Origin of the sequence: Nostoc sp., from assembly GCF_036919815.1 — a bacterium.
Taxonomy (GTDB): Bacteria; Cyanobacteriota; Cyanobacteriia; order Cyanobacteriales; family Nostocaceae; genus Nostoc.
Genome location: NZ_JBALCE010000019.1, coordinates 1 through 24,187, shown reverse-complemented (window position 1 = coordinate 24,187; position 24,187 = coordinate 1). Strand labels below are relative to the sequence as shown.

The window sequence follows — 24,187 nt, the reverse complement described above, 5'->3', positions numbered from 1 at the left end:
GTGATATGCTAATATTTAACTTATTTGACATTTAACAAAATCATTAGCAAATTTCTGATTATCCAATCTATTCTTATTAATATGCTTCTGGTTGGTACTTTTTTTTGCTGTTTCGTAATAAGCAAGTACTATATAGATATTAAGCAAATTCATCCAAGAAATTGTAGAGTATTAAATTTTATCTATATCACCATCTTTTCCCTCATCTTTAATCACCGGGATAATAGTTATAACTTTCGAGGAATTATATGTATTGTAAATTCTGGCAAATGGATAACTTCTAGTTCTCTTAGGAGATACCCATTTTGAATAAGCAATTTCAGTTGTAGGTGACTTTATTAATCCATAACTCCTTTCTTTGTTGACATCAAATACATCTAAATTAATCGTACTTAAATTTTCACTTAAACAAGTTTTATAGGTCACTCCCTTGAGAAATCCTGTAAAATGCAGAACTGCTGCCATATCTTCAAACTTTTCTTAATATTTGTCATTGCCAGAGTTTAGCTCAACTTTGGCTATTAAACCATATAAATGATCAGGCAAGAATTAGGCAAACCTGCTAATATAAAATTACGTATACGTAATATATATTCCCTAACTAATTTTTGTATTGAGTTTATGTTGCATTTTTGTAAAATTCTGTTACATTACTTTACAGGCAGTCATAACTGTAACAACATAAAAGCTCGGAGTATTATTTATGGCAGACGTTAAAAAGACTACGCTTTCGGTTCCAGAAGATCCTAATGCTTTGCGCTGGGGCTTCACTCCTCAGAGCGAAAACTGGAACGGCCGTTTTGCAATGATTGGTTTTTTATCTGTCGTTCTACTTGAAGCCTTTTCTGGTCAAGGGATTTTACACTTCTGGGGCATCCTCTAGATTTAAACGTTTTTACCTTCATTAGATTATGAGGCAAGGCGGCGATCGCAAAATCATCTGCCTTGCCTCATAATCTCAAGAATTAGAAAACTTGCCAGCAACTAGCGTGATGAGCGAAATATTACACGACCTGGAGATTCTTCTTGATTAATTCGCGCATATACCCGAAGACAAGTTAAGACTTCGCCAGGAATACCACCACAGTCTAGTTGTAAGTCATCCTTAGATAAAGCACAGATATCTGCATAAAGTCCCGATAATTGACGAATTCGCACTTCATTACCTGCATTATTTGCCTCATCAGTGACTTGTTTCAGGATGCGTCGTGATTCGTGTTGTAGCTTTCCCCACCAAGAATAGCGTTCAGCTGGTGGTACGAATACTAGGGAATGTATCGCTTCGTCCATGTCAATCCAGGCACGCAGGATTGATAGAGGATCAGTATTTTCCTCAGCTTTTTGGGTGCGTTGGAAGCGATCGCTTAAAGCATCAATATATTGATGTCGCTGTTCTGGTTTGGAGTGTAAAGAGATAACATCGAAACTAAAAACGCTTTTTAAAGCATGATGTAAATCCGGGTCAATTTCAATAAATTTTAGATATAAATATAGGAATCCTGCTAATATATCTGATGTATTATCTTGGGTAACTTTATAATTTAAAAGTGCTTGTTGAGATAAACTCAATCCCTGAGTCTGAATAATACCACTCAGACCGGGGTAGATAATTTCATCGCGGATAAAGGGAAGTTGAAAGACATTAGAATTATCTGCGATCGCACCAACTTCTTGAGCCATATCCAAAGTGCGCGATCGCCAAGATGCAGCCAAATCCTTTGGTATCCGCAGCAGTTTGCATTGAATTTCATTCCACAAATCTGAGTCTGTTTGGCTTTGCAGTTGGGAATTACCCAGATAATAACTAAGTTCTGTATCTGAATCGAAAGCTTCTCGGAGGCGAATTAGTTTTAAATCATCTGGCGCATCTTCCCAACCAGTATTTTGCTGTGGGGGTGCAGGTTGCAACAGGCAATGAAGTTCTTGCAGCACATCATCGCATACCTTGGCTCCTGGATCTAGTGGAAATTCTGCGCGAGCCTGATTTAAAGTAGCCTTTAATCCATACAAACTAAACCGCAGTAATTTGGCTAACTCTGAGTTTTCTATCTCTAATAATTGACGCAAGTGCTGCATGAATCTCACCTCCAAATATTACTTGTATGTGATTCTTAGCGAATTAAACTTGCAAACCTCTGCGCCCCTTTGCGTTTACTCCGCGCCCCTTTGCGTTTAAAAATCTTAATTTTTTCAACGCAGAGGAACGCATTCGCAAAACGTCTCGTAGAGAAGGTTTACGCAGAGGAACGCAAAGGTTTAATGCAATTAATGTATGCCGCAAAATGGATCACGTTCTTTATCAACTTCGTTGGGCTGCAACTCTAATTCAGCAACATAAACACATCCCTCTTCCTTCAGGCATTCCTGACTTTTTGATGTCCAGTAAGGGACTTCCCCAGCGTGCATCCGCAGAATGCCTTGATCATCGAGAGTTACACGATATTGGCAAGGATAATCTGTAGTGACATCTGGTTTGCTGAGTGCGCCAATTCTTATCCATTTTTTACTGTTGGTTTCTACATCTGTTTGATAAACATAGAAAGTGTGCTGGCCAGTTTGCGGGAAGGGAGGTAAAGGATTACTAATTAATCCGGTTCCTGGTTGCGTCACCCCATCGCGCAAATAGTGAAATTTTTGAAATCTTCTACTACCATCATTTCCTACTTCAAATACAAGATGATAGGCATCTGGTTGATCAACAGTTGCTGACTCGATAACATTGACGGCAATATCACCATCATTCAAGTCTTTATTGAAGCGTTCAACAGCAATATTCCAGTTCAATTTACCATCAGTAAATAAGGCTGATGTTTCTGAAACTACCGCTCCCAAATCAATACCAGGAATGTCAATTAAATAATGGGGATTTCCCTGACAAATTAACACGTTAAATTCGAGGGTTTGGTCAATCTCAAACTGGACTTTGATTTTTTTCAGAAACTCTACTTCTTCCATTCCTAGTTTCTTCATCAGGTTTTTGCCGTCAAAGCTACCCCATAGTCGTAAATCTCCATCCTCGTAGTCTTGACGATAGATAATGTTAGTTAATTGCATTCCTTGCCAGCGAGTACGAACTTTGGCGACACTTTCCCCAGGTGCTAGTTGATAAAGTTCTTGTCCAGCTTTGAATATAGTTAATAAATCGTTGCTTTGGGTTTTGCGTTTGAAGTTGCAGGGCAAATAATAAAACAGGTTTTTGACATCAATTTCTAGCTGGTTAGCTCCCTTACGCAGCAAGCTTTTAGACTCTTCTGGATCGAATCTTAATCTTCGCAGTTTCTCGGCATAGCAAGCACCAGCGGAGGTGGCTAGCTTGGTAAATTCCAACACAAAGGTAATCCGTTCTGGATTCCAGACAAAATATGGAGACTTACTAAATTCCTGGTAGATTTGGCGCTGCACTATGTCTAAATTACAAGTTTTCCCAGACAAAATTAACCAATCAACTTTTTGGGAATTCCAAGAATCTTTGGTGATATCATCGGGACGTAAACGACTTTCCATTAATCCTTTGGCAATACCGATCGCTTCTTTAATTCCAGAAGCGGCGGCTCGTTCAAATTGCTGGTTATCTAGGGTGACACAGATGCTATTTGGATCTTTTACTTGCAATTTAACGGCGCTTTGGGTGAGCAGTTCAGAAATTTGCTGCTCAGAAAGTGTGAAGGTTAATAGAGAATTTTCGGCTGGTGGCTTTTGTCCAAGTTTAAGTTTAGCTACTTCTGCATGATCCCAGAGAAGATAAAAGGATTGCAGGCGTTGAGGTGCTTGTTGCCAACGAGTGGGCAATACTTTCTCAGCAGTATCTAGAGCATCTTTGTAAGTAATATCGCCTTCTGGATTCTCTCTGTCCAGACATTTTAAAAGACTGCCAGTTTTGAATTTACCTTGTTCCAAGAAGCGCTCGTTTAACTCAGAGTTAATTAAATCTTCTAGCTTTTCGCTTTCAAGATCACCTGTTGTTACTGATGTCAATAAAAAGTCGGTGATCGCAACTTTTAATAATCTAAATATTCGCAGTGTAATTAACTCACCACCTAATTGTAAATGACCAGAGGAACCTAATAGTTTGGGGGTGAGTTTATAGTAACGTCCTCCTAAACCTCGGTCTTCATAATCAGCAAAGCTAGGGGTTTTATCTTCTAAAGTCAGTTCAATTAAAGCTAAGTCTGTGGTTCCGCCGCCGATATCCAAGACGAGAACATTTTGTGACCATTTGCTTCCGGCTTGGCGACAACGAGTTTTGAATGACTCAATACCAATGTTGAGATTACCGCCAAATTCTCGCCACAAAAAGAATATCGCCACAGAAACGGCTTCATCATAAGCAGTTTGCACATCATCGATCCCCAACTGCTCAACTAATTCCTTAACTTCCTTGCGAACAACCGGTGGGGCGACAGTGGGGTAAGTGACAACTGCTGTTAAAAAATTCCCTTCTGAAAACCTGCGTTGTGCGCGTTGGCGATAATCTTCAGTTAACTCGATTAAATGCGCCCAAGCAGATTGAATTAGTTGATTTGCGGTAATTGTTTCTTCTTCACCATCCAAAATAACTGAAAACGATCGCTCCTGACCAAAATAGCGTTTGGGTGAATGGTGAAACCTGCTGATAATTTCCTTTAAAGAACCGCTTGTACCTTGAGAGATCGCTTTTTTTCTGTTATCTCTAGCTTCCCTACCCATCCGCAGTTTTAAGTCCCCTAACTGCGAAATTTCCGACTCGCTAGGAATTTCCGTATCGCGGCGATCGATATCCAGCACAACTGGGATCAGATTTTGCGACTCTAGGGTAGGAACGCGGAACACCTCATGATAAATTTGGTAAAGTTTTTTGCTGACAGCACGGCGGAATCTCTCGCTGTTTCCTAAAGAAAGTTCAATTTGGCGAATTGCTTCTAAAAATCGCTCTTTATTATCACTTTCAAAAACTTCACTCAAATTTCTTGGTTCTATCTCCAGGTTTTTACTAATTTCTGCGATAAACTTTTCCCAATCATCTGCGCTGACATCTGGTAAAGCTACAGATGCGGGAGAACTTAGCCATTGTGATAAGCGATCGCGTAAGCGTATTTCTTGTTCTTTGGGTAAAATTTCGGCGATCGGTACTTCAATGGGATCGAAAAGTGTGACTGTCGAATTTGACGTACCAAAATCTAAAGCAAACCACCCTGGAAATCTTTTTTGTTGTTTCTCGCTTGGTTGTTGCTCAGTATAGTTGTTCAATTGGAAAGGGTTCATTATAGTATTAAATGATTCTGTTGATCACTGGTTTTTTATCTAGCGCGATCGCGGCAGTTAAGCTGTTACTTATACAACTTGTATTATTAGGGTGGGCAAGATGCCCACCCCACAACCATGTTGAAAAAATCGCATCACGTCTCACAAATACATCCTCATATCCGTACCCGATCGCAATCAGTCTTTTTCTGAGTTAGCTTATCTCAAATCATCTGAGTCAGAAATAGCGGCAATTTCTGAAAGAATCTGCAACCAAGTCGGAATTGCTATCTCAGATGGCAAGTCTCCCGCCGCTAAATATCTCAGCAATGTTTCTTTTTTTGAAAGGTTTTGCAAACTCGGAATAATTTGATCCAAAATGCCTGCTAATTCGGAATTAATTTGCTGATTAACTTCGCTAACATACTGCACAAGATGGAGGCTGGCGCTAGCAGTGATTTCATCTCGCAGTCGCAGTACTAAAAGTTGGTGATTGCTCGATCTGGGTAAACCTTGGCTTTTCTCTGGTGCCCAATCAAAGATTTGACCAACATTGTGTTTATCGTCCTGACGCGCTAAAGGAAAGATGATTTCGGGTGCAACGCTTTTGTCTTTACTACTAATTTCGGAGATGATTGCTTCTTTCCATTCGTTAGGATCACATCCTAATAATAATTTGTAAAAGAGATCAGCATCTTCAAAACCAAATTTTTCTTCGATTTCTTGCTCCATTTCTGGATGAAAAAATGCTTGTAATTGTTCGCGTTCTGGGGCTACATGATTTGATAATTGGTTTAACAAATCTACCACTGCTTGATGGATGCGATCGCGGGCAAAATCTTCTACTTCTTTAACAGTTTTCTCAAATACTGGATAAAAATCATCGCTCTTAGTCGGTAAGGAACTATTTACGCGGTTTCCTCGGTCAAATAATTTCCCAGCTGCACCTTTAGATTCTGCCAGAGCGATCGCTCCATTGTTGGCTTTGTTGAAGAGTAAAGTCCACTGATTCCAATTAAGTATTCTAAAGGTGAGTTCGTCTTTCACTACATCACTGACGACAACACCGCGCCGATCTTTGAGTGGTTCTTTCCCGATATTTTTTTGGAAATTCCTGTAGATTTTATCCAAACTTTCGACCACGAAGCGCAATTCGATAAAAGCGGGACTGTCTCCTGTAGGGATGCCTTGCTCGTGAATTTCATCTATGATGTCTTTCAAGTGATCTTGTTGCTGACTCACCACATCAGCAGCTCTTTTAGTATCTTCATAGAGTTGCTTCAAACCATGAGTAGCAACGTGGGTTTGAATCAATTCCCGCAGCTTACCAAGACCCCCATCTTGACCAAAGTAACCTAACTGTCTGCCCAAATTGCTGCGGGGATCAGATTCTAGCAGCCGTTCACTTAATCCCTCCCATTTATCTTGCAGCCGTTTAGACCGATCTAAATAATCAGGATAGTCTAAGTTAGCTAAAAACTCTGGTGAACCTGCTTTCACTGTAGTAGAACGTTTTGCTAATTCAACCAATCCCAACAGTGGCGACAGTAAAACGATGCGGTCTTTTTGGGTTGTAAACGCTTCTGCACCCTCAATGGTAGTTTGCAGAACTTTGAGTTTTTGGAAAACGGTTTCTTCCTGCAAATGGTTATCTTCAATCAGTTGGTCAAGTTCTCTTTCGCCACCCTCGCTGTCTAGGGGTAGTTGATCGAAGCGACCCACACCTACGAGAATTAAATCTTTCAGGTCTTGTCCCGGTCGCTGCTGCTGCATCATCGTAAAGATTTTGTTGGCGCGATCGCTACCGGGAGATTTACCATTTAGCAATACCAAAATCGTCTGTACTTCTGCCAATTCCTGCAGTGACAAAAAGGTATCCCTAGCCCCCGAATTAGCAGCCCCCAATCCCGGAAAGTCGATCAGAATAAATTTAGCTGCGTCTGCAAAATCCCAAATTTCCCGTGATATTTTCACATCGATATCTACGCGGCGGATCAGTGGGAAACTGTTTTGTAATAACTTTGTTGGTAGCCTTTGGGGTGGACTCGGTAATCGGATGTGCGCTGGGGGTAAATCCTCAAATTTCAGAGTTTGGATTGCCATTGGCTGTTCGACTAGCTGTAGCCCCTCCTGGGCGGTGGTAGCATCAATCTGGTAGCGCCCACCACACATAACTTCCCCATACGCCTGATAAGCCCGCAGGAATAATACCAACTCCCGCAGTAAATAACGTAGCTCCAAATTGTTACTACTATTCCATGCTTCCTCACACCAGCTAATAATATCTTTACCAGAGTTGAGTTTCGACACTGGTATAGGAGGAAGTCCGGCTGCTGCTGTTCGTTTATTTGCTTCCCCTAGCATGAAGCGTAGACACTCATGTACTCCTTCATGAGAAAGATACTTCACCGTAAAATTACTTAATTGAGTCGTTGCGAACTCCTCTTGCGGGATGATATGTATGGCGGTAACATTACCTGTAGTAGGGTTTTCACTCACTGGCAAACCATCTGCATATCCAATGAGACTGCCTAAAAGTAAAGTTTTCCCACTACTAAATTCCCCCATCACCCCAATTTTGACAGGCGAAGTTGCCAAGTCTACAGTTTTCTGGGCAGCTGACCGCAGACGCAGGAGACAGTCATCCAGACTAGCTGGAACCCAATCTTCTTGTTTAGAAGGGAACTGGGGCACAGAATCTATCTTCCGGAGGATGAAATCGCCGTACTCCTTAAAACGGCCTAGTTTATCTGGTTCCATAGAGTAGTTTCCGCCTAACATGAATTTCTCTGAGCTTTATAACATATAAAATGCGATTGCTAGCCATTGTTGCAACGTGTTGATCTCACATTTAGCATTTCTATCATTTAATTTGCGATTTTGGTATAAGGCATTTTGAACGGTCAAGACAATTTGGGAAAATCGGATTTTGCTGGGAAAATTAACAAAGAATACATTTGTCATAATCCAGGTTTACGAAGGAACAAAGTGGGGTTTTATACCAGAAAATGACTATATACTCCTTAGTATAGATGTGAGTATTAAACCCTTTTATACCCCAGATTTTAAGCAAGCTACATCGAGCAGCCGGACTATAATTCATGCTGAATTCTTCTTGATAAAAAATCAATATTTATTTGGTATGAAATTCTTTAGTATTGTAAATTTATTATAAAGACATCAGCGCCTTACAGAAAATTATCTAGTTTCCGTGAAGCTAAACCAGGTTTTTGAGCAATCCAATTACATAGCTAAGATGAATTTATCGGGGATTTTAAGAAGAAACAAAGTCAAACAACTTCCCTGATACATAAGTAAGTCGGCGTTAAAAAATTAACCTATGTAACGAAATCTAAAATCAGCGAACAGCTTATTAAGTCAGTAATTTCAGAATCTTTACAAAACTAAACATACCTGGGTTTTATCATGCCGACTTATTTAGATAACTTAAATTAAAAAAAATCTGAAGTTAATCTTAATCATAACTTCAGCATTTATTAAATTTATTTACAGTAAAAGAGGAATTCTTGCAAATATAAAAATCAATAAAGTATTAAGATAAATAATAGGTTGGGATGAGGATGATATCCATTTATTAATAAATCCTATTTTCAGACTATTAACTTAATAATTTAGACAGAGCAGGCAGGCAAACAAAAGTGTTTTCTAAAAAGGTGGAGAGCTACATTAACCAAATCATAGTTGAAGAGAAAGAAATACAAGAGGATGAAAAAGTATTTTGCCTAACAGAAAGCTACTCGGCATCGACAAATTCCTCTTACCGCCTGCGTAAAATTACACGAAAACAAAAAGCACTAAAGCAACTGCAAGCAGTTGAAGCAAAGTTATGCCAAAAAACATCAGAATTTGCCGCGATTTTGCAAGTGCTTCCTGATTTATACTTTCATCTTGATGCTGATGGAACTATTCTGGATTACAAGCAAGGATTGATAGAAAATCTATATATTCCAACAGGAGATTGTCTGGGCAAGGGTTTGCGAGAATGCCTACCAACTGCTGTAGGCGATCGCTTCCACCAAGCAATAACTCAAGTACTTAAAACTCAATCCCTAGTCAGTTTTGAATATACCTTATCCCTACCAGAAGAAAACAATAATTTTGAAGCTAGATTGTTACCATTACCAAACCACCAAATCATAGTTATTGTCCGCGACAACAACCAAGCAGTATTGATAGAAAGCGATACCAAGTTTCGCAGCATTGTTGAAAATGGCAATAACGTTATTTTTTCCCTGACACTTGAAGGGATATTTTCCTACGTTTCTCCTAACTGGACTGAAATTTTTGGGCATGAGGTTGCAGAAGTTGAAGGCAAATCTTTTATTCCCTTCGTACATCCTGACGATGTGCATATCTGTGCCGATTATTTTCAAAGACTTTTGATAACAAGGGAAAAACAAGAGGCAATTGAATATCGAGTAAAACACAAAAATGGTAGTTGGCGATGGCATACAAGCAACTCATCTGCGATTAGAGACACCAATGGTAATATTTTAAACTTCGTTGGTATTTGCTATGACACCACTGACCGTAAACAAGCAGAAGTTGCACTCAGAGAAAGCGCCCAACGAGAAGCACTACTTAATCGTCTTTCTAGCCAAATTCGAGCTTCTTTGGATCTCAATCATATTGTGGAAACCGCAGTGCAGGAGATTCGCAACTTATTCCAAATTGATCGCTGCGCCTTCTTTTGGTACCGGCAAGACACTGACATACCCTACTGGGAGAGAGTATATGAAGCGAAAAGTTCCTTTTTACCCTGTCTGCTTAACGACCAAGAAGCAACTAATGCAGAAATCGAACTAATCGCAGCCAAAACCTTGAATAGAGAAATCATCCGCATTGATGATGCTGAGACTGTGGGCGATGGCACTGCACGGCAGTTTTTGCAGGATTTTGGTTTAACTGCCTTTATGTCGCTGCCCGTACACACCCAATCTGGTGAAATTGGCACCTTTAGCTGTGGTTATTGTAGTGGCTTTCGGTCTTGGCAGGATAACGAAGTAGAATTATTACAAGCAGTTACAGTTCAATTAGCGATCGCCATTGACCAAGCTAAACTTTACACCCAAAGTCGCATTGCTGCCCAAATTGCCCAAGATAAAGCCCAGCAACTAGAAGCGGCATTGCTAGAACTTCAACAAACCCAAGCGCAACTGATTCAAACTGAAAAAATGTCCAGTTTAGGACAGTTGGTTGCAGGTATTGCCCACGAAATCAATAATCCCGTCAATTTTATCTACGGCAATATTAGCCACGCCCATGAATATACCAAGGATTTGCTGGACTTGATAGAACTTTATCAACAGAGCTACTGTCCACCGACACCAGAGATTCACGAACAAATCTACACCATTGATTTAGACTTTATCAAGCACGATTTGCCCAAAATCCTGGATTCTATGAAGATAGGAGCCGAACGCATTCGGCAGATTGTCCTATCTTTACGTAATTTTTCTCGCCTTGATGAAGACGGTACCAAGGCAGTGGATATTCATCAAGGTATGGATAGCACCTTGCTGCTGTTGCAAAATCGCCTGAAAGCCAAACCAGGACATCCCGAAATCCAAGTCATCCGAGACTACGGCAACCTGCCACTGATAGTGTGTCACGCCGGACAGATGAATCAGGTGTTTATGAATCTGTTGACAAATGCGATCGATGTTTTAGAGGAGGGAGTGGGCAGTGGGCTTGCCGTGAGCGTAGCCGAACGGGAGTGGAAAATGGGGAAAAGTTTTCTAAATACCCCATGCCCAATCCCCACAATTCGGATTCGCACCCTCATCCAAGAAGACCGTGTAATCATTAGCATTGCCGACAATGGTCTAGGCATGACTGAGGAAATAGGCAAACGCCTATTTGACCCCTTCTTCACTACAAAACCTGTGGGTAAAGGCACTGGCATGGGCTTATCAATTAGCTACCAAATTGTTGTCAAAAAACACCGTGGGCAAATCCAGTGTATTTCAGCACCAGGAGAAGGTGCCGAGTTTATCATCGTGATTCCACTACACGAGCAACTCTCAACGTAGACATCACATAAGTTTAATCTATGATTAATTAAAATTTAACCTATTCGTTGTTAACTAAGATTAATTCACTTTTTGCTGCAACATTTGAACCTCCTCAAAAACCTAGAATTTATAGGAATTGGGGAGATTATTTTTGTTATTATAGGGAATTAGAAGTAGAAATTTTGCAGTTGAATCGATTAAAAACCGTTCTAATGGTAGTACTATCTTTGCTCCGGCATCGCCTAACCCAGGTCTTACCCTGAGCCTGCGCCGTACCCCTCCGGGGAAGCAAGCTACGCGCAGCGTCTCGTAGAGAAGGGCATCGCACTTTTGAAAAAATCCCTGAGTACAAATAAAATAGAAGGCTGGGATGATACAACCCCAAAGTCAAAATAGTATCACCTACACACGCGTTATCCACCTAAGTCATGTAATTGACATAGATATTCCCCAATGGTCTGGAGATCCCACAGTAGAATTTGAAACTGTAGCTGAACTAAATAATGATGGCTATTACCTGCGGCGTTTCTCCTTGGGAGAACATAGTGCTACCCATATCAATGCCCCTAATAGTTTTCATAGTTATGCGATGGGAATTGACCAATACCCAGCCCAGTCTTTGGTTGTACCTGCGGTAGTCATAGATATTCGCCAAGCCACAGACGCTAATTCTGATTATGCCCTGACTATTGCTGATGTTCGGGCTTGGGAAAAACAATACGGTAAAATTTCTGGTGGATGCGTAGTTATACTGAATACTGGTTGGCAAAAAAAGTGGTTTGATAAAAGTGCATTCCTCAATCATGATGCTCAAGGAATTGCCCACTTTCCTGGGTTTGGTAGCGCTGCGACTGAATTCTTACTGGATGAACGGCAAATAGCAGGGGTAGGAATTGATACTCATGGCGTAGATACTGGACAGGATAACAGTTTTGCGATTAACCGCTTAGTTTTAGAAAAACCGCGCATTGTGTTGGAGAATCTAACAAATTTGGATCAACTGCCACCTAAAGGTACTACTCTAGCGATCGCAGTTCTGAGATTACGTGGTGGTTCTGGTTCTCCTGTGGGGGTGTTGGCGTTCGTCCCTTAATTTTTATGCCAATTTTATCAACTTGAGGATAACCTAGAAAGCAAGCAAACTTAATACACAAGTTTCAGTCGATCATCAGCCGGAGATTTTCAAGATGACAACTCCGCTATCTTGCCGCAATTACATCGACGGTAAATGGTTGAGTGCTATAGAGGAAGCAACCCTAGAAAGCCGCAACCCTGCTGACAAAACCGAAGTTGTTGCCACATTTCCCCGTTCTCAAGCCAACGATGTAGATACAGCAGTAGCCGCAGCCCGTAAAGCCTACCACAATTGGCGCAAAGTCCCAGCCCCAGCTAGGGCAGAATACATCTTTCGGGTTGGGGAAATATTACTCCAGCATAAAGAAGAACTTGCCCAGTTAATCAGTCGGGAAATGGGTAAGCCTCTGACAGAAGCCAGGGGAGATGTGCAAGAAGGTATTGACTGCGCCTTTTACAGTGCTGGCGAAGGGCGACGACTATTTGGACAAACCACACCGTCGGAAATGTCCAATAAATTCGCCATGACTGTGCGGATGCCCATAGGAGTCTGTGCCTTAATTACTCCCTGGAATTTCCCAGTGGCAATTCCTTGCTGGAAAGCTATGCCAGCCTTGGTGTGTGGCAATACAGTCATCCTCAAACCTGCTGAAGATACCTCCGCCTGTGCAACTAAATTGATTGAAATTTTCCAACAAGCAGGTTTACCACCAGGAGTAATTAACTTGGTGCATGGTGTGGGAGAAGAGGCGGGGAAAGCTTTAGTTGAGCATCCCAATGTAGATTTGGTATCGTTTACTGGTTCTTCAGAAACGGGTGCCTTTGTCGGCGCTACTTGCGGGCGCACTCACAAGCGCGTCTGTCTGGAAATGGGGGGTAAAAATGCTCAAGTGGTGATGGAAGATGCGGATTTGGAACTTGCTCTCGATGGTGCAGTGTGGGGAGCATTTGGGACAACCGGTCAACGATGTACGGCTACCAGTCGGCTGATTTTGCATCGTGATATCAAAGAAAAATTTACCACCATGCTCTATGAGCGTACTAGTAAATTACGCTTGGGTGCTGGCACTGACCCGAATACAGATATTGGCCCGATTGTCAATGAAAAGCAACTCCAACAGGTGAGCAAGTATTTGGATATCGCCCGTGAGGAAGGAGCAAAGGTTTTAATTGGTGGAGAAATTGCCACTGAAGGCTTACTGAAAAACGGTTATTTCTTTCAACCAACTATTTTGGATGATGTAACTGGTGATATGCGAGTTGCGCGTGAAGAGATATTTGGGCCAGTAGTGGTATTGATTGAGGTTAGTTCATTTGAGGAAGCGATCGCAATTCTCAACGATAGCAATTACGGTCTTTCTTCTTCAGTTTACACCCGCGATATCAACCGAGCTTTTACTGCCATGCGTGACATCGAAGCAGGTATCACCTATATTAACGGCCCGACTATTGGTGCAGAGGTACACTTGCCTTTTGGTGGTGTGAAACAAACCGGTAACGGACACCGAGAAGCTGGAACTACTGCTTTGGATGTTTTCACAGAATGGAAAAGTGTTTATGTTGACTTTTCTGGAAGTTTGCAACGCGCTCAGATAGATAACCGCAGTTAATTTCGGAATACAGCTATTTTCAGCTGAGTAGACTATAGCTTAATATGGTTCAGTTAAGGCTTAACTCTTTGTCAAAGTCAATTTTTTTAACGAACCGCAAAGGACGCAAAGAACGCAAAGGAAGAGAAGGAAGAGAAGGAAGAAATACTTAACTGAACCGTATTGGACTATAGCTTGCCAAACCTCGTCCCCCTCCTGACGCGCCCCTCTTGTCTGGATTTGCTGATGGAGATTTTGGATATGCGCTTCCCTGTGCGAGATGATAAGTAGAGTACATCAGGGTACGTTATAGTTACTTGTAACGCATCCTGCTAAAGATTTTAAAACTTGACTTGCAATCCTTAGTAGGTGTAATGGAACAATAAGAGTAGCCAGAACATTCAGACTAATTAATTACGAATTAAGTAAGTGGGTCAAATTAAATATAAAACCTCACCCTGCCTCAGGCTTCCCTCTCCTTAATAAGCAGAGGGATTGAGGGTGAGGTTTGATCTTATATTTAATTACGCCTACCTACTTACGAATTACGAATTAACTAGCTAGATAGCTGTGTATCTTATCCTTATGTCTTCGTAGAACACCCAAAGCTTGTTGCTCTACCTGTCGCACTCGTTCTCGACTAATACCCAGACGTTGACCAATCTGCACTAAAGAAAGTTCATTTCCATCTGTTAAACCAAAACGTAAAGTTAATATTTCTCGTTGCTGAGGATTTAATTTTAACAATAAATTTTGAATATTTTGTTGGAGAAACTTTTGGTCAGCGTATAATTCTGGGGATAGTCCATCATCCTCCAACATATCTTGTAATTCTGTATCTTTTTCTGAGCCAACTCGCAATTCTAGAGAGACAGGTTGACGTGCTAAAAGTAAATAATCTCGGATTTGTTTGGGATCTAAAGATAGTTCTTCGGCAATATCAAGTGCGGTAGGAGTCCGACCTAATTTTTGAGTTAGTTCACGTTGAATACGCTTGATTTTGTTCAGTTTTTCTGTAACATGAATAGGCAAGCGGATAATACGTCCTTTTTCGGCGATCGCTCGTGTAATTGCCTGACGAATCCACCAATAGCCATAAGTTGAAAACTTGTACCCTTTAGTCGGGTCAAATTTCTCAACTCCTCGCTCTAAACCTAAACTTCCTTCTTGAATTAAGTCGAGAAAATCTAGGTTATGTCTTTGATATTTTTTAGCAATAGACACCACAAGTCGCAGGTTAGCCTGAATCATTTTCTGCTTGGCTTGATGTCCCTGATGTAGCTGTTGCAGCAGTGATTTTTCAGCGATATTTATATTTTCTACCCACTCTTGTTGTGTCGGTTGACGTTTTAATTGAACAGCTAATTTTTCTTTGGCAGCAAGTAAAGCCATCATTTGTTGAACTTGCTTGGCGAAATTAATCTCTTGCTCAGGAGTTAATAAAGGTATACGTCCAATCTCGTGAAGATAAGTACGCACTGTATCAGCAGTATATAAAGGTTTTTCATTTTTCTTACTTCCTTCTAGAGACTGACTAGATAGATTATTCATCGTTATTTGAACCTTCAGAAATACTTGTTGGTTTAGAGGGGATTAACAATTCAAAATTCACAATTGTACCCTTACAGGGAAGCAAGCTACGCACAGCGTCTCATAGAGAAGAGAGTTTCAAAATGAAATTGTGGCTGAAATCGTTTTGTAGCTTGACTTTCAAAGGTAAAAATCAAGAATTTGTGAAGATTTTTTTGGTTTTTGTCACGTATAATTATTTGCCAAAACTAATATTTGTTAACTTAAGAGCTTGATGTGACAGGAGCTTGTCAAAGAATTGAAAAAGTTATGTCTGTCCAAATTCCAGGGGATTTCAAGGAAGGTAAAATACACAACCTAAGTCTAAAAACCAGGCATAAAGCTTGTTTTACTTCAGAATTATCCTGTAACTAGCCAGACATCATGTAGACTATGACGCATGAAAGTACTTTTTCCTTCCTTCTGTGGTTAACTCTTTATAGTTTTATCCTAAGTCAAGTTACGTTTTGGGAATCTAAGCAAAAAAATCACTCCTGCAAGTGTTGCGACGACGTACACACAAGTCATCGAATTACCTAAAACAAAAACCTCACCCTGTCCTGACGGACATTCCTTTCCTTAGTAAGGGGAGGGTGTACACACAAGTCTTGGACAGTTGCCCCACAGCCTTTTGATCCCCCCAACCCCCCTTAAAAAGGGGGGCAAAAACTTCTTAAAGTCTCCCTTTTTAAGGGGAGCCACTGCGCCCTTGCGGTTTCCCGACTTGTACTCCTTCAGAGAACCCGCAGGGTAGCACGTGGCGTGGATTTAGGGGGATCTTACGATGTTTTTTTTGCATTGTGTACAGAGATGTATGTACACCGTAGCCTTACTAAGGACAGGGACAGGTTTTGCGTAGCAGAACCAATCTTTGAGGTTTATTTGAGCTATTCGATAGACTGTAAATTGCGGAGAGACTTGTGTGTACAGCGTAGGCACACATTGGCATGGAGTAAAAGATCGTTATTAAGTGAAGTTATGTCTTTTCTAATCCCTCTCGGATTTTGGCCTTTTCCTGCCAAACAAACTAGTCATACTTAATCCAGTAACCAACAACCCCAATAGTCCTAGTCCGTTCAAAATCGGGTAGATTCCCCCTAAACCGAAGATTTCACCACGATGAATCGAAAGCAGTAGACTACGCGGGACTCCAAGATTAGCTGACCACTCACCTACCAGCGTAGCTGCAATCCCAGTTAACAATGTTACAGCAAGTGGTAAAGCCAAAATAATCGCTAGAGTCCGGTGGTACTTGCGAAATGAACGCATTATCGAAATTCTCCAGTGGAAACTATAGCAGTTTGCAACTTGATGAGGTACAGAACTATTTATCTCAAAGTCAGATTTAAAGCTTGTTTTTTTACTGTCTTTTGACTCCTGCTGATATGTTAATTAACCTTTAGAAACAGTGGCAATATTTGTGTCAAGTGTTTGTAACCCCTTAAGAGCTTTCGCTTTATCTTTTGCTTTCAGCGCACCCTTCACCTGGGTTGCAGCATCTTCGATCGCATTATAGGTTTTTGAAGATTTAGTTTTGACACCATCCTCAACCTTAGACCAAGAGGTTTCAAACTTATCAAATTCCTGTTGAGCTTTGTCAAAGTTTCCGGCTGACACCGCAGTTTTTGTATTTGAAACTACACTGACCAAAGGATCAAAACCTCCCTGCGTAGCACTAGGAGTTTTGGATACTGTTGTTGCCGCAGTAGTTTGAGTGGCAGCAGGAGTCTGGGTAGCAGATTCTTGAGCGCTGTTGCATCCTACCAATGTCAGTAAGCCAATTGCAGTAACGGGGATGATGTAGATTAAGCGTTTCATAACAAATACCTCTGGAATAATCATAAATCGCCAAGTACTGACGGTATCAGCTACTATATCAGCAAACCTGCCCTTTGAAGTTCCTGGAGAGGTTTTCGTTCGCGCAAATGGTGCAACACGGGTACATCAAGGCTGTTTTTGCATCTTAGTTGGGGGTTTATGCCGCATCATTTTTAATTGCTAACAAGGTGTTATTTATTGCTTTGCTTCTGTTTAAAAAGTCTTGAATTCGGTTGAGAAATTCTTCTAATTCTGAAACTAAGTTGATAGTACCTCTACGCTCTTGACAGTAAGCCAATTGTTCTAATTTGTCAGCTACTAGGTACATAGCTGTGGCTCCAATGTTGGCACTAGCACCTTTAAAGTGATGAGTTTCTCGCGCAATTTGCCCAAAGTCATGAGATGCGATCGCTGTTTTAATTATCTCTAAACGGGGTTTCATATCTTGAACGCATATTTGCAATAGACTTAATTCAAATTCTTGATCATTTCCCGATATCCGATGCAAGTGTTCCCAATCAATTGCGAGGTCATCGGAAACTGTCTGTTCAGGCACAACTGCCTCTTGCTTTGAGAGAATCACGTCTGTCCAATGCTCTAGAGTTGCAGCCAATTTTTCTTTAAACACTGGCTTACTCAAATAGTCGTCCATTCCGGCATTGAGACACAATTGTTCGTCTTCTTTCATCGCATTAGCCGTCATCGCAATCACCACAGGACGACGACGCAAGACAAAAGCATCCTCTTGCCAACGATGAATTGCTTTTGTAGTTTCCAAACCGTCGAGAATTGGCATTTGGCAATCCATTAAAATCAAATCGTAAGGAATTTTTTTTAATAGCTGCAAAACTTCCTTTCCATTAGCAACGACATCGGCTTTGTAGCCCAAACTCTGGAGTTGCTTCAAGGCAAGTTTCTGATTCACCAAATTATCTTCTGCTAGCAGAATTCTTAACTTGAATTTAGTAGAGGGGTTGGGGGAAACGGAAGTAATAATGCCTGAATCTCTACTCTGGATTTCTTCACTAGCTTCTAGCCTCCAGTCTCTAGCCCCTTGTTCTGATTCTGGCTGAGTTTCTAAAATAGTTATGAGCGTATTCAGGAGTCGTGATGCCTTAATGGGTTTGACCAAATAAGCAGCAATTCCGATTTTCAAGGCCTGCTGCACTTCATCCCGTTGATTACTAGAGGTGAGCATAATCAAAGGTATCTCAGCAATTGTCAAATTGGCTTTAATTTGTTGGCCTATTGTCATACCATTTGTTTTGGGTATTTGCATATCAACTAAGGCGACATCATAGGATTTACCCTGCTGACCAGTTTCCTGAATAGCTTTCAGGGCAGCAGCAACACTGTCAGCGTAATCTACCTGCATTCCCCAATGAGTCGCTTGATGGTAGATAATTTTGTAATTAGTAGTGTTATTATCCACCACTAACAAGCGGCGATTGTGCAAAAGTTCGCGATCGCCGTTCGCGTAGCGTGTCGCAGACAAGCCATCGGATTTTGGTAAAACAGGCTCAACTTGCTTCGGAAAAAGCACCTCAAACCAAAAATTAGATCCTTTCCCCATCTGACTTTCTATGCCAATTACTCCTCCCATCAAGGTTACAAGTTGTTTACAGATGGCTAATCCCAAACCGGTACCACCATATTTGCGAGTCGTAGAAGCATCCACTTGGGTAAATGGCATAAAGAGTTTGCGTTGGTCTTTAGGACTAATGCCAAGACCCGTATCTGCGATCGCAAAATGGATGGTGGCTGTAGTGGAGGAAAGCGACCGCAATTCGGCTTGCACTAATACTTCGCCAGTACTGGTGAACTTGATCGCGTTGCTGATTAAGTTCATCAGAATTTGCCGCAGCCTACCAGCATCTCCTTTGAGGTAAATGGGGACGTTATGCTCAATCAGTGCGGCAATTTCTAATCCCTTGTTATAGGCTGAGGGAGCCAATAATTCCACCACTTCTTCTACACAAGTGGATAGGTCAAAATCTAGAGTTTCGAGAGCCATCTCTCCAGCCTCAAGTTTGGAAAGATCCAAAATCTCGTTGATTAAACTTAAAAGGGCATCTCCACTACTACGAATTGTTTCAATAAAATCTCGCTGTTCTGCATCTAAGGGAGTATCTAACATTAAACCGGTCATTCCCAATACAGCATTCATGGGAGTGCGAATTTCATGACTCATATTCGCCAAAAAGGCACTTTTCATCTGAGAAGCCATTTCGGCTTGGCGATAGGCAATTTCAAGTTCTTGTCGCTGACGAGTTTGTACTGCTAATAGTTGGGCTTGGGCTAAGGCAATACCTAATTGGTCGGCTATTTCGCGCAAGAGATTAGTTTCAAAGCTAGACCAGTAGTGGGAATCGTTAGACTGATGAACTACGAGTAAACCGCGAAGTTCTTCTTTCACCAGAATGGGCACAACCAAATTGAATTGGACCCCAAACTGTTGCATTAATTCTAGATGGCTTTGTTCAACTTCCGGCAGATCCAAGTTAGCTAGCCCCAAAATCCGTCCTTGGCGGTACTGCTGTAGATAGTACTGTTGGAGATATTCGGCTTGAAAGTAGGGGACGGTGATATTTTGCTCTTTGATTGCTGGTAAGCCAGAAACTACAGCTTCAACAACGGTGGTTACAGATTCATCGGGCAAAAACTGATAAATTAAAACTCGGTCAGCCTGGAGAATCTTTTGCATCTCCTTGACAGTGATTTGGAGAATTTCTTCGATTTGCAAAGACTGGCGAATCTTCAGGGTGATTTCGGTAAATAGTTGCGATCGCAAGTTTTGGCGTTGTATTTCTTCTTCAGCCTGTTTACGCTGGATAAACTGCCCCACTTGCTCACCGATAGAATTCAGCGTTTTGAGCAAATCTTGGTCAGGTGGCTGGATTTCCTGGTTGAAGCAGGTAATCACACCGAGGATTTTGTTACCGATGCGGATCGGAAAACCGAAGGCTGCGTGTAGTTGTACTTGATCGCTGATTTGGAAGCGGGAGAAACTGAGTTCTTTAACGACATCAGCGATCCAAACAGGTTCAGAACTCGCCCAAACAGCGCCAGGTAGTCCGATTCCTGCTGGAAACGTGGTTTGCCGATTCAGTGCTTCAAATTCTTGCACATCAATGGATGATTTATGCCATATATCGAGAAAATGCAGCACATTTGCTTGCTGATCTACCATCCAAATTTCACCCAAATCCCATCCCAAACTCTCGCAGATTCCTTGCAGGATTTGGTGAATGGCTTCGCCCGTCGTAGCGGAATCTGCTAAAACGCGGGTTGCAGCATATTGTACACTCAAAAGCCGTTCAGATCGTTTGCGTAAGCGCAGCTCCTCGTAGACATCGGTGATGTCAATGCCGGTGCTAACAATGTATTCCACTGCTCCTTCATAGTCTTTTAAGGTGGTATTCCACCAAGCAATCAGTCGGCGACTGCCATCCTTCATTACCCAATAGTTTTCGTGCTTCAGCAAGCCTCTACCAGCTTTCAATTGCTCAAAAAGTGCTTTGACAGGCTCCACCTCTTCAGGAATTATAAACAAGTTCCAGAAATACCTATCCCTGACCTCCTCGAAGGAGTAACCTGTTGTTTGCTCACAAGCTTGATTGAAGCGAACGATTTGCCCTTGAGAATTGAGAACTATTACCAACGCGCTGGCTGTATCCAGGACTGCTGAGATAAAGTTGCGTTCTTGGTTTAAGGTTTCTTCTGTTCTTTTGCGCTCACTCACTTCACGATAGATGAAGTAGTAGATTACAGCAAGAACGATAAAACTTAGGCAGATAGCGATCGCAAGTGTCAAAATTGTGTTGCGAGTCCGAACCGTTGCTGCTTGTAACAGTTGCTGAAGCCGCCCCATTTCCTCGTTTTTAATCTCATCGATGATCTTGTCGATATCACCCATGAGATTTTGTTTATCATTTCTCAGTAATACTTGCAACGTCGATTCTAATCCCTTGTTCTGGCGCAACTTGATCGTCTGTTTTAGTTCAGTAACTTTAGCCGTTGTCAGAGATTCAAGCGTTGCGATCTGCTGTTGTTGGTTCGGTTGTTCTGCTGTTAAACTCTTCAGATTGGCAATTTCTTGATCGACCTTCGCAACTGCTGTTTGATAAGGTTTTAGATATTTTTTTTCTCCACTAAGAATGTAACTACTTTCTCCAGTTTGGGCATCCTTGATCTGGGACAGTAATTGATCTAGACTTTTGATTTTTTGGTACGTTTTTTTGGCTATACTGCGATTATTAGTAGATCCTATTGTATTTTGATAAGAAACCACGCCAATCAGAACTAAAATTACCGACGCCAAACCAAAACCTGCTACAATCTTTTGGAAAAACTGCTTGCGTACCTTCTGCGCCTGTTTGTCTTTCTTGGTAACAAGTACCAAACTTGCTAAATTTCGGCGCAATTCCAGTTGCTTCATGACTTGACGACCCAAAGCTCGTAATGCCTCCACTTGTTCTGGAGTAAGTTCTCGTGGTACGTAGTCAATTACACATAGGGTTCCGAGCGCGTATCCCTCAGGGTTATTCAGAGGTACACCAGCATAAAACCGAATATTTGGATCAGATGTTACCAGTGGGTTTGTAGCGAACCGTTCATCATCTGTTGCATCAGGCACAATCAAAACATCAGGCTGTAAAATAGCATGGGCACAGAATGCCAAATCTCGATGTGTTTCTAGAGCTTCCATTCCGACTTTTGACTTGAACCACTGACGGTTTGTATCAACTAAGCTAATTAAGGCAATAGGAGTTTGACAAATATACGAGGCTAAATGGGTGAGGTCGTCAAAAGCGGCTTCAGATGGCGTATCGAGAATTTTATACTCCAAAAGCGTCTCGATTCTCTGTGCTTCGTTATCAGGTAATGGTGCTTTCATCCTTAAGCCTTATCTATATGGGAACTGGGGAAGAAGCAGGGGGGAAGGAAATAAGCAATGCCCAATGCCCAGTTCAACAAACTTACTTTAATTAATGACAATACTTTAGTTAAAAGTGTTAGCGTAATTTCACTGAGTTCGGCTTATTCAAAAATCGCTCAAATGATTAAGTCCCTGCTGTATTTTTTGTGGGCTGGTTTATTTGAAATCGGCGGCGGCTACCTAATCTGGTTGTGGTTGCGTGAAGGTAAGCCCTTCTGGTGGGGCATATTGGGGGGAATTGCTTTAGCTTTCTATGGGATTATTGCAACTCTCCAATCGGCAAATTTTGGCAGAGTTTATGCGGCTTACGGTGGCGTGTTTATCGCAATGGCAATGCTTTGGGGTTGGAAGGTAGACGGGGTAACTCCAGACCGCTACGACTTAATGGGAGCTTGTTTAGCTTTCGTGAGTGTTTTAATTATCATGTTTGCACCCAGAACTTAATTAAGATACTCCCACGGCTCCACTTCGTTAAAGCCGTGGGATTCTAGGCTCAAATCATGTCCGCATAATTCTCTAAGATCCCGCTCTTAGGGGAGCTAAAGCGCAGCTTTTGCGGAGTGGGGTTCCGGGTATTTATTATGCTTATACCAAGTTGCCAAAGTTAGTCTTGTTTGGAATCAAGACCGCTACTGGACTAACTTTTGAGCAAATAATACTATCTATCGCAACTTGGTATTAGAGGTATTTTCAGGTAAATAGACCACGCGGTAGGGGCACAGCAATGCTCATTAGTGTCAACTTAAGAAAAAATCTGCTTTGAGAAGACGTTTTGCCCTCATCCCCTAACCCCTTCTCTCAACTTGGGAGAAGGGGAACTAGATAATTTGCTCCCCTCTCCCAAATTTGGGAGAGGAGCTGGGGGTGAGTGTCAAACCTTGAAAGCTTGCCAAGCCTAACTTCTACGTTAAGTTGACACCAATGAGCTTTTTCTGTGCCCCTACGACAGATGTGGTTCAAATACATGGAAACTGCTGTAATTACCCGGACATCATATCAAACAGCAATTGCAGGCGTAGTCTATCTGACATCGCCTAACCCTTCGGCGAAGCTCAGGGCAACGCCCAACAGTCGATGCCCAGACTGCACAAACATTTTTAGCAGCGTTCTGATCACGCCCATTTTGGGCTTGCTGCTCTAATAAGCTGTTCTACATTTAACTTGCTCCCATTAGGGCGGGCTTTCCTGCCCACCCCACAATAGTTCTGTTTAATTCGGTTAGGCAAATTAGATGTTTTTCAGCTTAGTTGTAACAATAAGTAACTAAAAATTGGGAATTTTGTAGCGCTTGAATAAAATGTTATTCTTCAAAAAAAGATGCAATAATTGCATCCTTACACCTTTATTTGAATCTCGGCAACTACAATCAGGATTATATTTTTGTTAACATTTCCAGAAAATTATGGTTAAGTATCTTTCAAGACAAAAACGTGCCAATAAAAGTAATCAAATGTAGTTAAGAATACAAATCATTGGTGCTTAGGAGGAAAAACAAGTGTTGAAGAAAGTTGTGATGATTGCGGCTATCACCCTACTGTTTTTGGGAGTACCGCTAATGGGCAATGCTTTTGCCCAAACGCCAGCCCCTGCTGTGCCTACCGCTGATACTGGAGATACGGCATTTATGCTGATTTCAGCAGCACTAGTGCTACTAATGACACCAGGATTGGCATTTTTCTATGGTGGATTTGTGCGATCGCGTAACGTCCTAAACACATTGATGATGAGCTTTGTGTTGATGGCGATCGTGGGTGTCACCTGGATTCTCTGGGGCTATAGTCTTGCCTTTGCGCCCGGTTTACCGTTCATTGGTGGATTGCAATGGTTGGGGTTGAATGGTGTTGGGTTGTGCGATTCGTTGGTTAGTGAATCACGGTAATCAGTCCGTAAATAACTAATCCAGCCCGACAGCAGATTACTGTCATTAAAGGCTGAACTCTCGG

13 protein-coding genes and 1 pseudogene are annotated in these 24,187 nt (G+C 41.6%); 6 read left to right on the top strand and 8 right to left on the bottom strand.

Annotated elements, in window-relative coordinates:
- Nucleotides 1-171: 171 nt before the first annotated feature.
- On the bottom strand, nucleotides 172-465 hold the full coding sequence (locus V7K15_RS05870; protein ID WP_334903855.1) for a hypothetical protein: 294 nt from the start codon (nucleotides 463-465) through the stop codon (nucleotides 172-174).
- A gap of 238 nt (nucleotides 466-703) precedes the next feature.
- Between V7K15_RS05870 and V7K15_RS05865 the strand changes: the two genes are divergently transcribed.
- Nucleotides 704-883 carry a high light inducible protein gene (locus V7K15_RS05865; protein WP_292828999.1) on the top strand — a complete coding sequence of 60 codons (180 nt, stop codon included), beginning with the start codon at nucleotides 704-706 and terminating at the stop codon, nucleotides 881-883.
- 101 nt (nucleotides 884-984) lie between these two features.
- Here the strand turns inward: V7K15_RS05865 and V7K15_RS05860 are convergent, their stop codons facing one another.
- From V7K15_RS05860 to V7K15_RS05850, 3 genes are all read right to left on the bottom strand, one after another.
- The gene (locus tag V7K15_RS05860) at nucleotides 985-2,076 is read right to left on the bottom strand and encodes a hypothetical protein (protein WP_334903853.1); all 1,092 of its coding nucleotides are present in this window, start codon (nucleotides 2,074-2,076) and stop codon (nucleotides 985-987) included.
- A 189-nt stretch (nucleotides 2,077-2,265) separates the two neighbouring features.
- Nucleotides 2,266-5,241 carry a molecular chaperone gene (locus V7K15_RS05855; protein WP_334903851.1) on the bottom strand — a complete coding sequence of 992 codons (2,976 nt, stop codon included), beginning with the start codon at nucleotides 5,239-5,241 and terminating at the stop codon, nucleotides 2,266-2,268.
- Between the two features lie 198 nt (nucleotides 5,242-5,439).
- Nucleotides 5,440-7,980 (bottom strand): proteasome protein, encoded by a 2,541-nt coding sequence (locus tag V7K15_RS05850; RefSeq protein ID WP_334903849.1) that lies wholly within the window; start codon nucleotides 7,978-7,980, stop codon nucleotides 5,440-5,442.
- 899 nt (nucleotides 7,981-8,879) lie between these two features.
- On the opposite strand from V7K15_RS05850, the gene V7K15_RS05845 reads away from it, so the two are divergent.
- From V7K15_RS05845 to V7K15_RS05835, 3 genes are all read left to right on the top strand, one after another.
- Nucleotides 8,880-11,273, top strand: coding sequence for a PAS domain S-box protein (locus V7K15_RS05845; protein ID WP_334903847.1), 2,394 nt, complete (start codon nucleotides 8,880-8,882; stop codon nucleotides 11,271-11,273).
- Between the two features lie 352 nt (nucleotides 11,274-11,625).
- On the top strand, nucleotides 11,626-12,348 hold the full coding sequence (locus V7K15_RS05840) for a cyclase family protein (RefSeq protein WP_334903845.1): 723 nt from the start codon (nucleotides 11,626-11,628) through the stop codon (nucleotides 12,346-12,348).
- Between the two features lie 94 nt (nucleotides 12,349-12,442).
- The gene (locus V7K15_RS05835) at nucleotides 12,443-13,939 is read left to right on the top strand and encodes an aldehyde dehydrogenase family protein (protein WP_334903843.1); all 1,497 of its coding nucleotides are present in this window, start codon (nucleotides 12,443-12,445) and stop codon (nucleotides 13,937-13,939) included.
- A gap of 531 nt (nucleotides 13,940-14,470) precedes the next feature.
- Here V7K15_RS05835 and V7K15_RS05830 read toward each other — a convergent pair.
- The 4 genes from V7K15_RS05830 to V7K15_RS05815 all read right to left on the bottom strand — a co-directional run bounded on the left by V7K15_RS05830 (nucleotide 14,471) and on the right by V7K15_RS05815 (nucleotide 22,202).
- Nucleotides 14,471-15,469 carry an RNA polymerase sigma factor, RpoD/SigA family gene (locus V7K15_RS05830; protein WP_334903841.1) on the bottom strand — a complete coding sequence of 333 codons (999 nt, stop codon included), beginning with the start codon at nucleotides 15,467-15,469 and terminating at the stop codon, nucleotides 14,471-14,473.
- 1,005 nt (nucleotides 15,470-16,474) lie between these two features.
- Entirely contained in the window at nucleotides 16,475-16,756 is a 282-nt protein-coding gene (locus tag V7K15_RS05825; RefSeq protein WP_334903840.1) for a peptidase, read from the bottom strand.
- Between the two features lie 123 nt (nucleotides 16,757-16,879).
- The gene (locus V7K15_RS05820) at nucleotides 16,880-17,305 is read right to left on the bottom strand and encodes a DUF4363 family protein (RefSeq protein WP_334903838.1); all 426 of its coding nucleotides are present in this window, start codon (nucleotides 17,303-17,305) and stop codon (nucleotides 16,880-16,882) included.
- 157 nt (nucleotides 17,306-17,462) lie between these two features.
- The gene (locus V7K15_RS05815; RefSeq protein WP_334903836.1) at nucleotides 17,463-22,202 is read right to left on the bottom strand and encodes a GAF domain-containing protein; all 4,740 of its coding nucleotides are present in this window, start codon (nucleotides 22,200-22,202) and stop codon (nucleotides 17,463-17,465) included.
- A gap of 162 nt (nucleotides 22,203-22,364) precedes the next feature.
- Here V7K15_RS05815 and V7K15_RS05810 point away from each other — a divergent pair, with 162 nt between their 5' ends.
- A complete protein-coding gene (locus V7K15_RS05810) occupies nucleotides 22,365-22,688 on the top strand; it encodes a YnfA family protein (protein ID WP_334903930.1) in 324 nt (107 codons plus the stop codon).
- A 1,069-nt stretch (nucleotides 22,689-23,757) separates the two neighbouring features.
- Nucleotides 23,758-24,093 (top strand): annotated as a pseudogene (locus tag V7K15_RS05805) (ammonium transporter); the annotation flags it as partial.
- Between the last annotated feature and the right edge of the window lie 94 nt (nucleotides 24,094-24,187).

What these genes read in the sequence shown, in the direction of transcription:
- V7K15_RS05815 (WP_334903836.1), bottom strand. Translation starts at nt 22,202, where the DNA reads ATGAAAGCACCATTACCTGATAACGAAGCACAGAGAATCGAGACGCTT.
- V7K15_RS05835 (WP_334903843.1), top strand. Translation starts at nt 12,443, where the DNA reads ATGACAACTCCGCTATCTTGCCGCAATTACATCGACGGTAAATGGTTG.
- V7K15_RS05840 (WP_334903845.1), top strand. Translation starts at nt 11,626, where the DNA reads ATGATACAACCCCAAAGTCAAAATAGTATCACCTACACACGCGTTATC.
- V7K15_RS05850 (WP_334903849.1), bottom strand. Translation starts at nt 7,980, where the DNA reads ATGGAACCAGATAAACTAGGCCGTTTTAAGGAGTACGGCGATTTCATC.
- V7K15_RS05855 (WP_334903851.1), bottom strand. Translation starts at nt 5,241, where the DNA reads ATGAACCCTTTCCAATTGAACAACTATACTGAGCAACAACCAAGCGAG.
- V7K15_RS05810 (WP_334903930.1), top strand. Translation starts at nt 22,365, where the DNA reads ATGATTAAGTCCCTGCTGTATTTTTTGTGGGCTGGTTTATTTGAAATC.
- V7K15_RS05870 (WP_334903855.1), bottom strand. Translation starts at nt 465, where the DNA reads ATGGCAGCAGTTCTGCATTTTACAGGATTTCTCAAGGGAGTGACCTAT.
- V7K15_RS05830 (WP_334903841.1), bottom strand. Translation starts at nt 15,469, where the DNA reads ATGAATAATCTATCTAGTCAGTCTCTAGAAGGAAGTAAGAAAAATGAA.
- V7K15_RS05825 (WP_334903840.1), bottom strand. Translation starts at nt 16,756, where the DNA reads ATGCGTTCATTTCGCAAGTACCACCGGACTCTAGCGATTATTTTGGCT.
- V7K15_RS05860 (WP_334903853.1), bottom strand. Translation starts at nt 2,076, where the DNA reads ATGCAGCACTTGCGTCAATTATTAGAGATAGAAAACTCAGAGTTAGCC.
- V7K15_RS05865 (WP_292828999.1), top strand. Translation starts at nt 704, where the DNA reads ATGGCAGACGTTAAAAAGACTACGCTTTCGGTTCCAGAAGATCCTAAT.
- V7K15_RS05820 (WP_334903838.1), bottom strand. Translation starts at nt 17,305, where the DNA reads ATGAAACGCTTAATCTACATCATCCCCGTTACTGCAATTGGCTTACTG.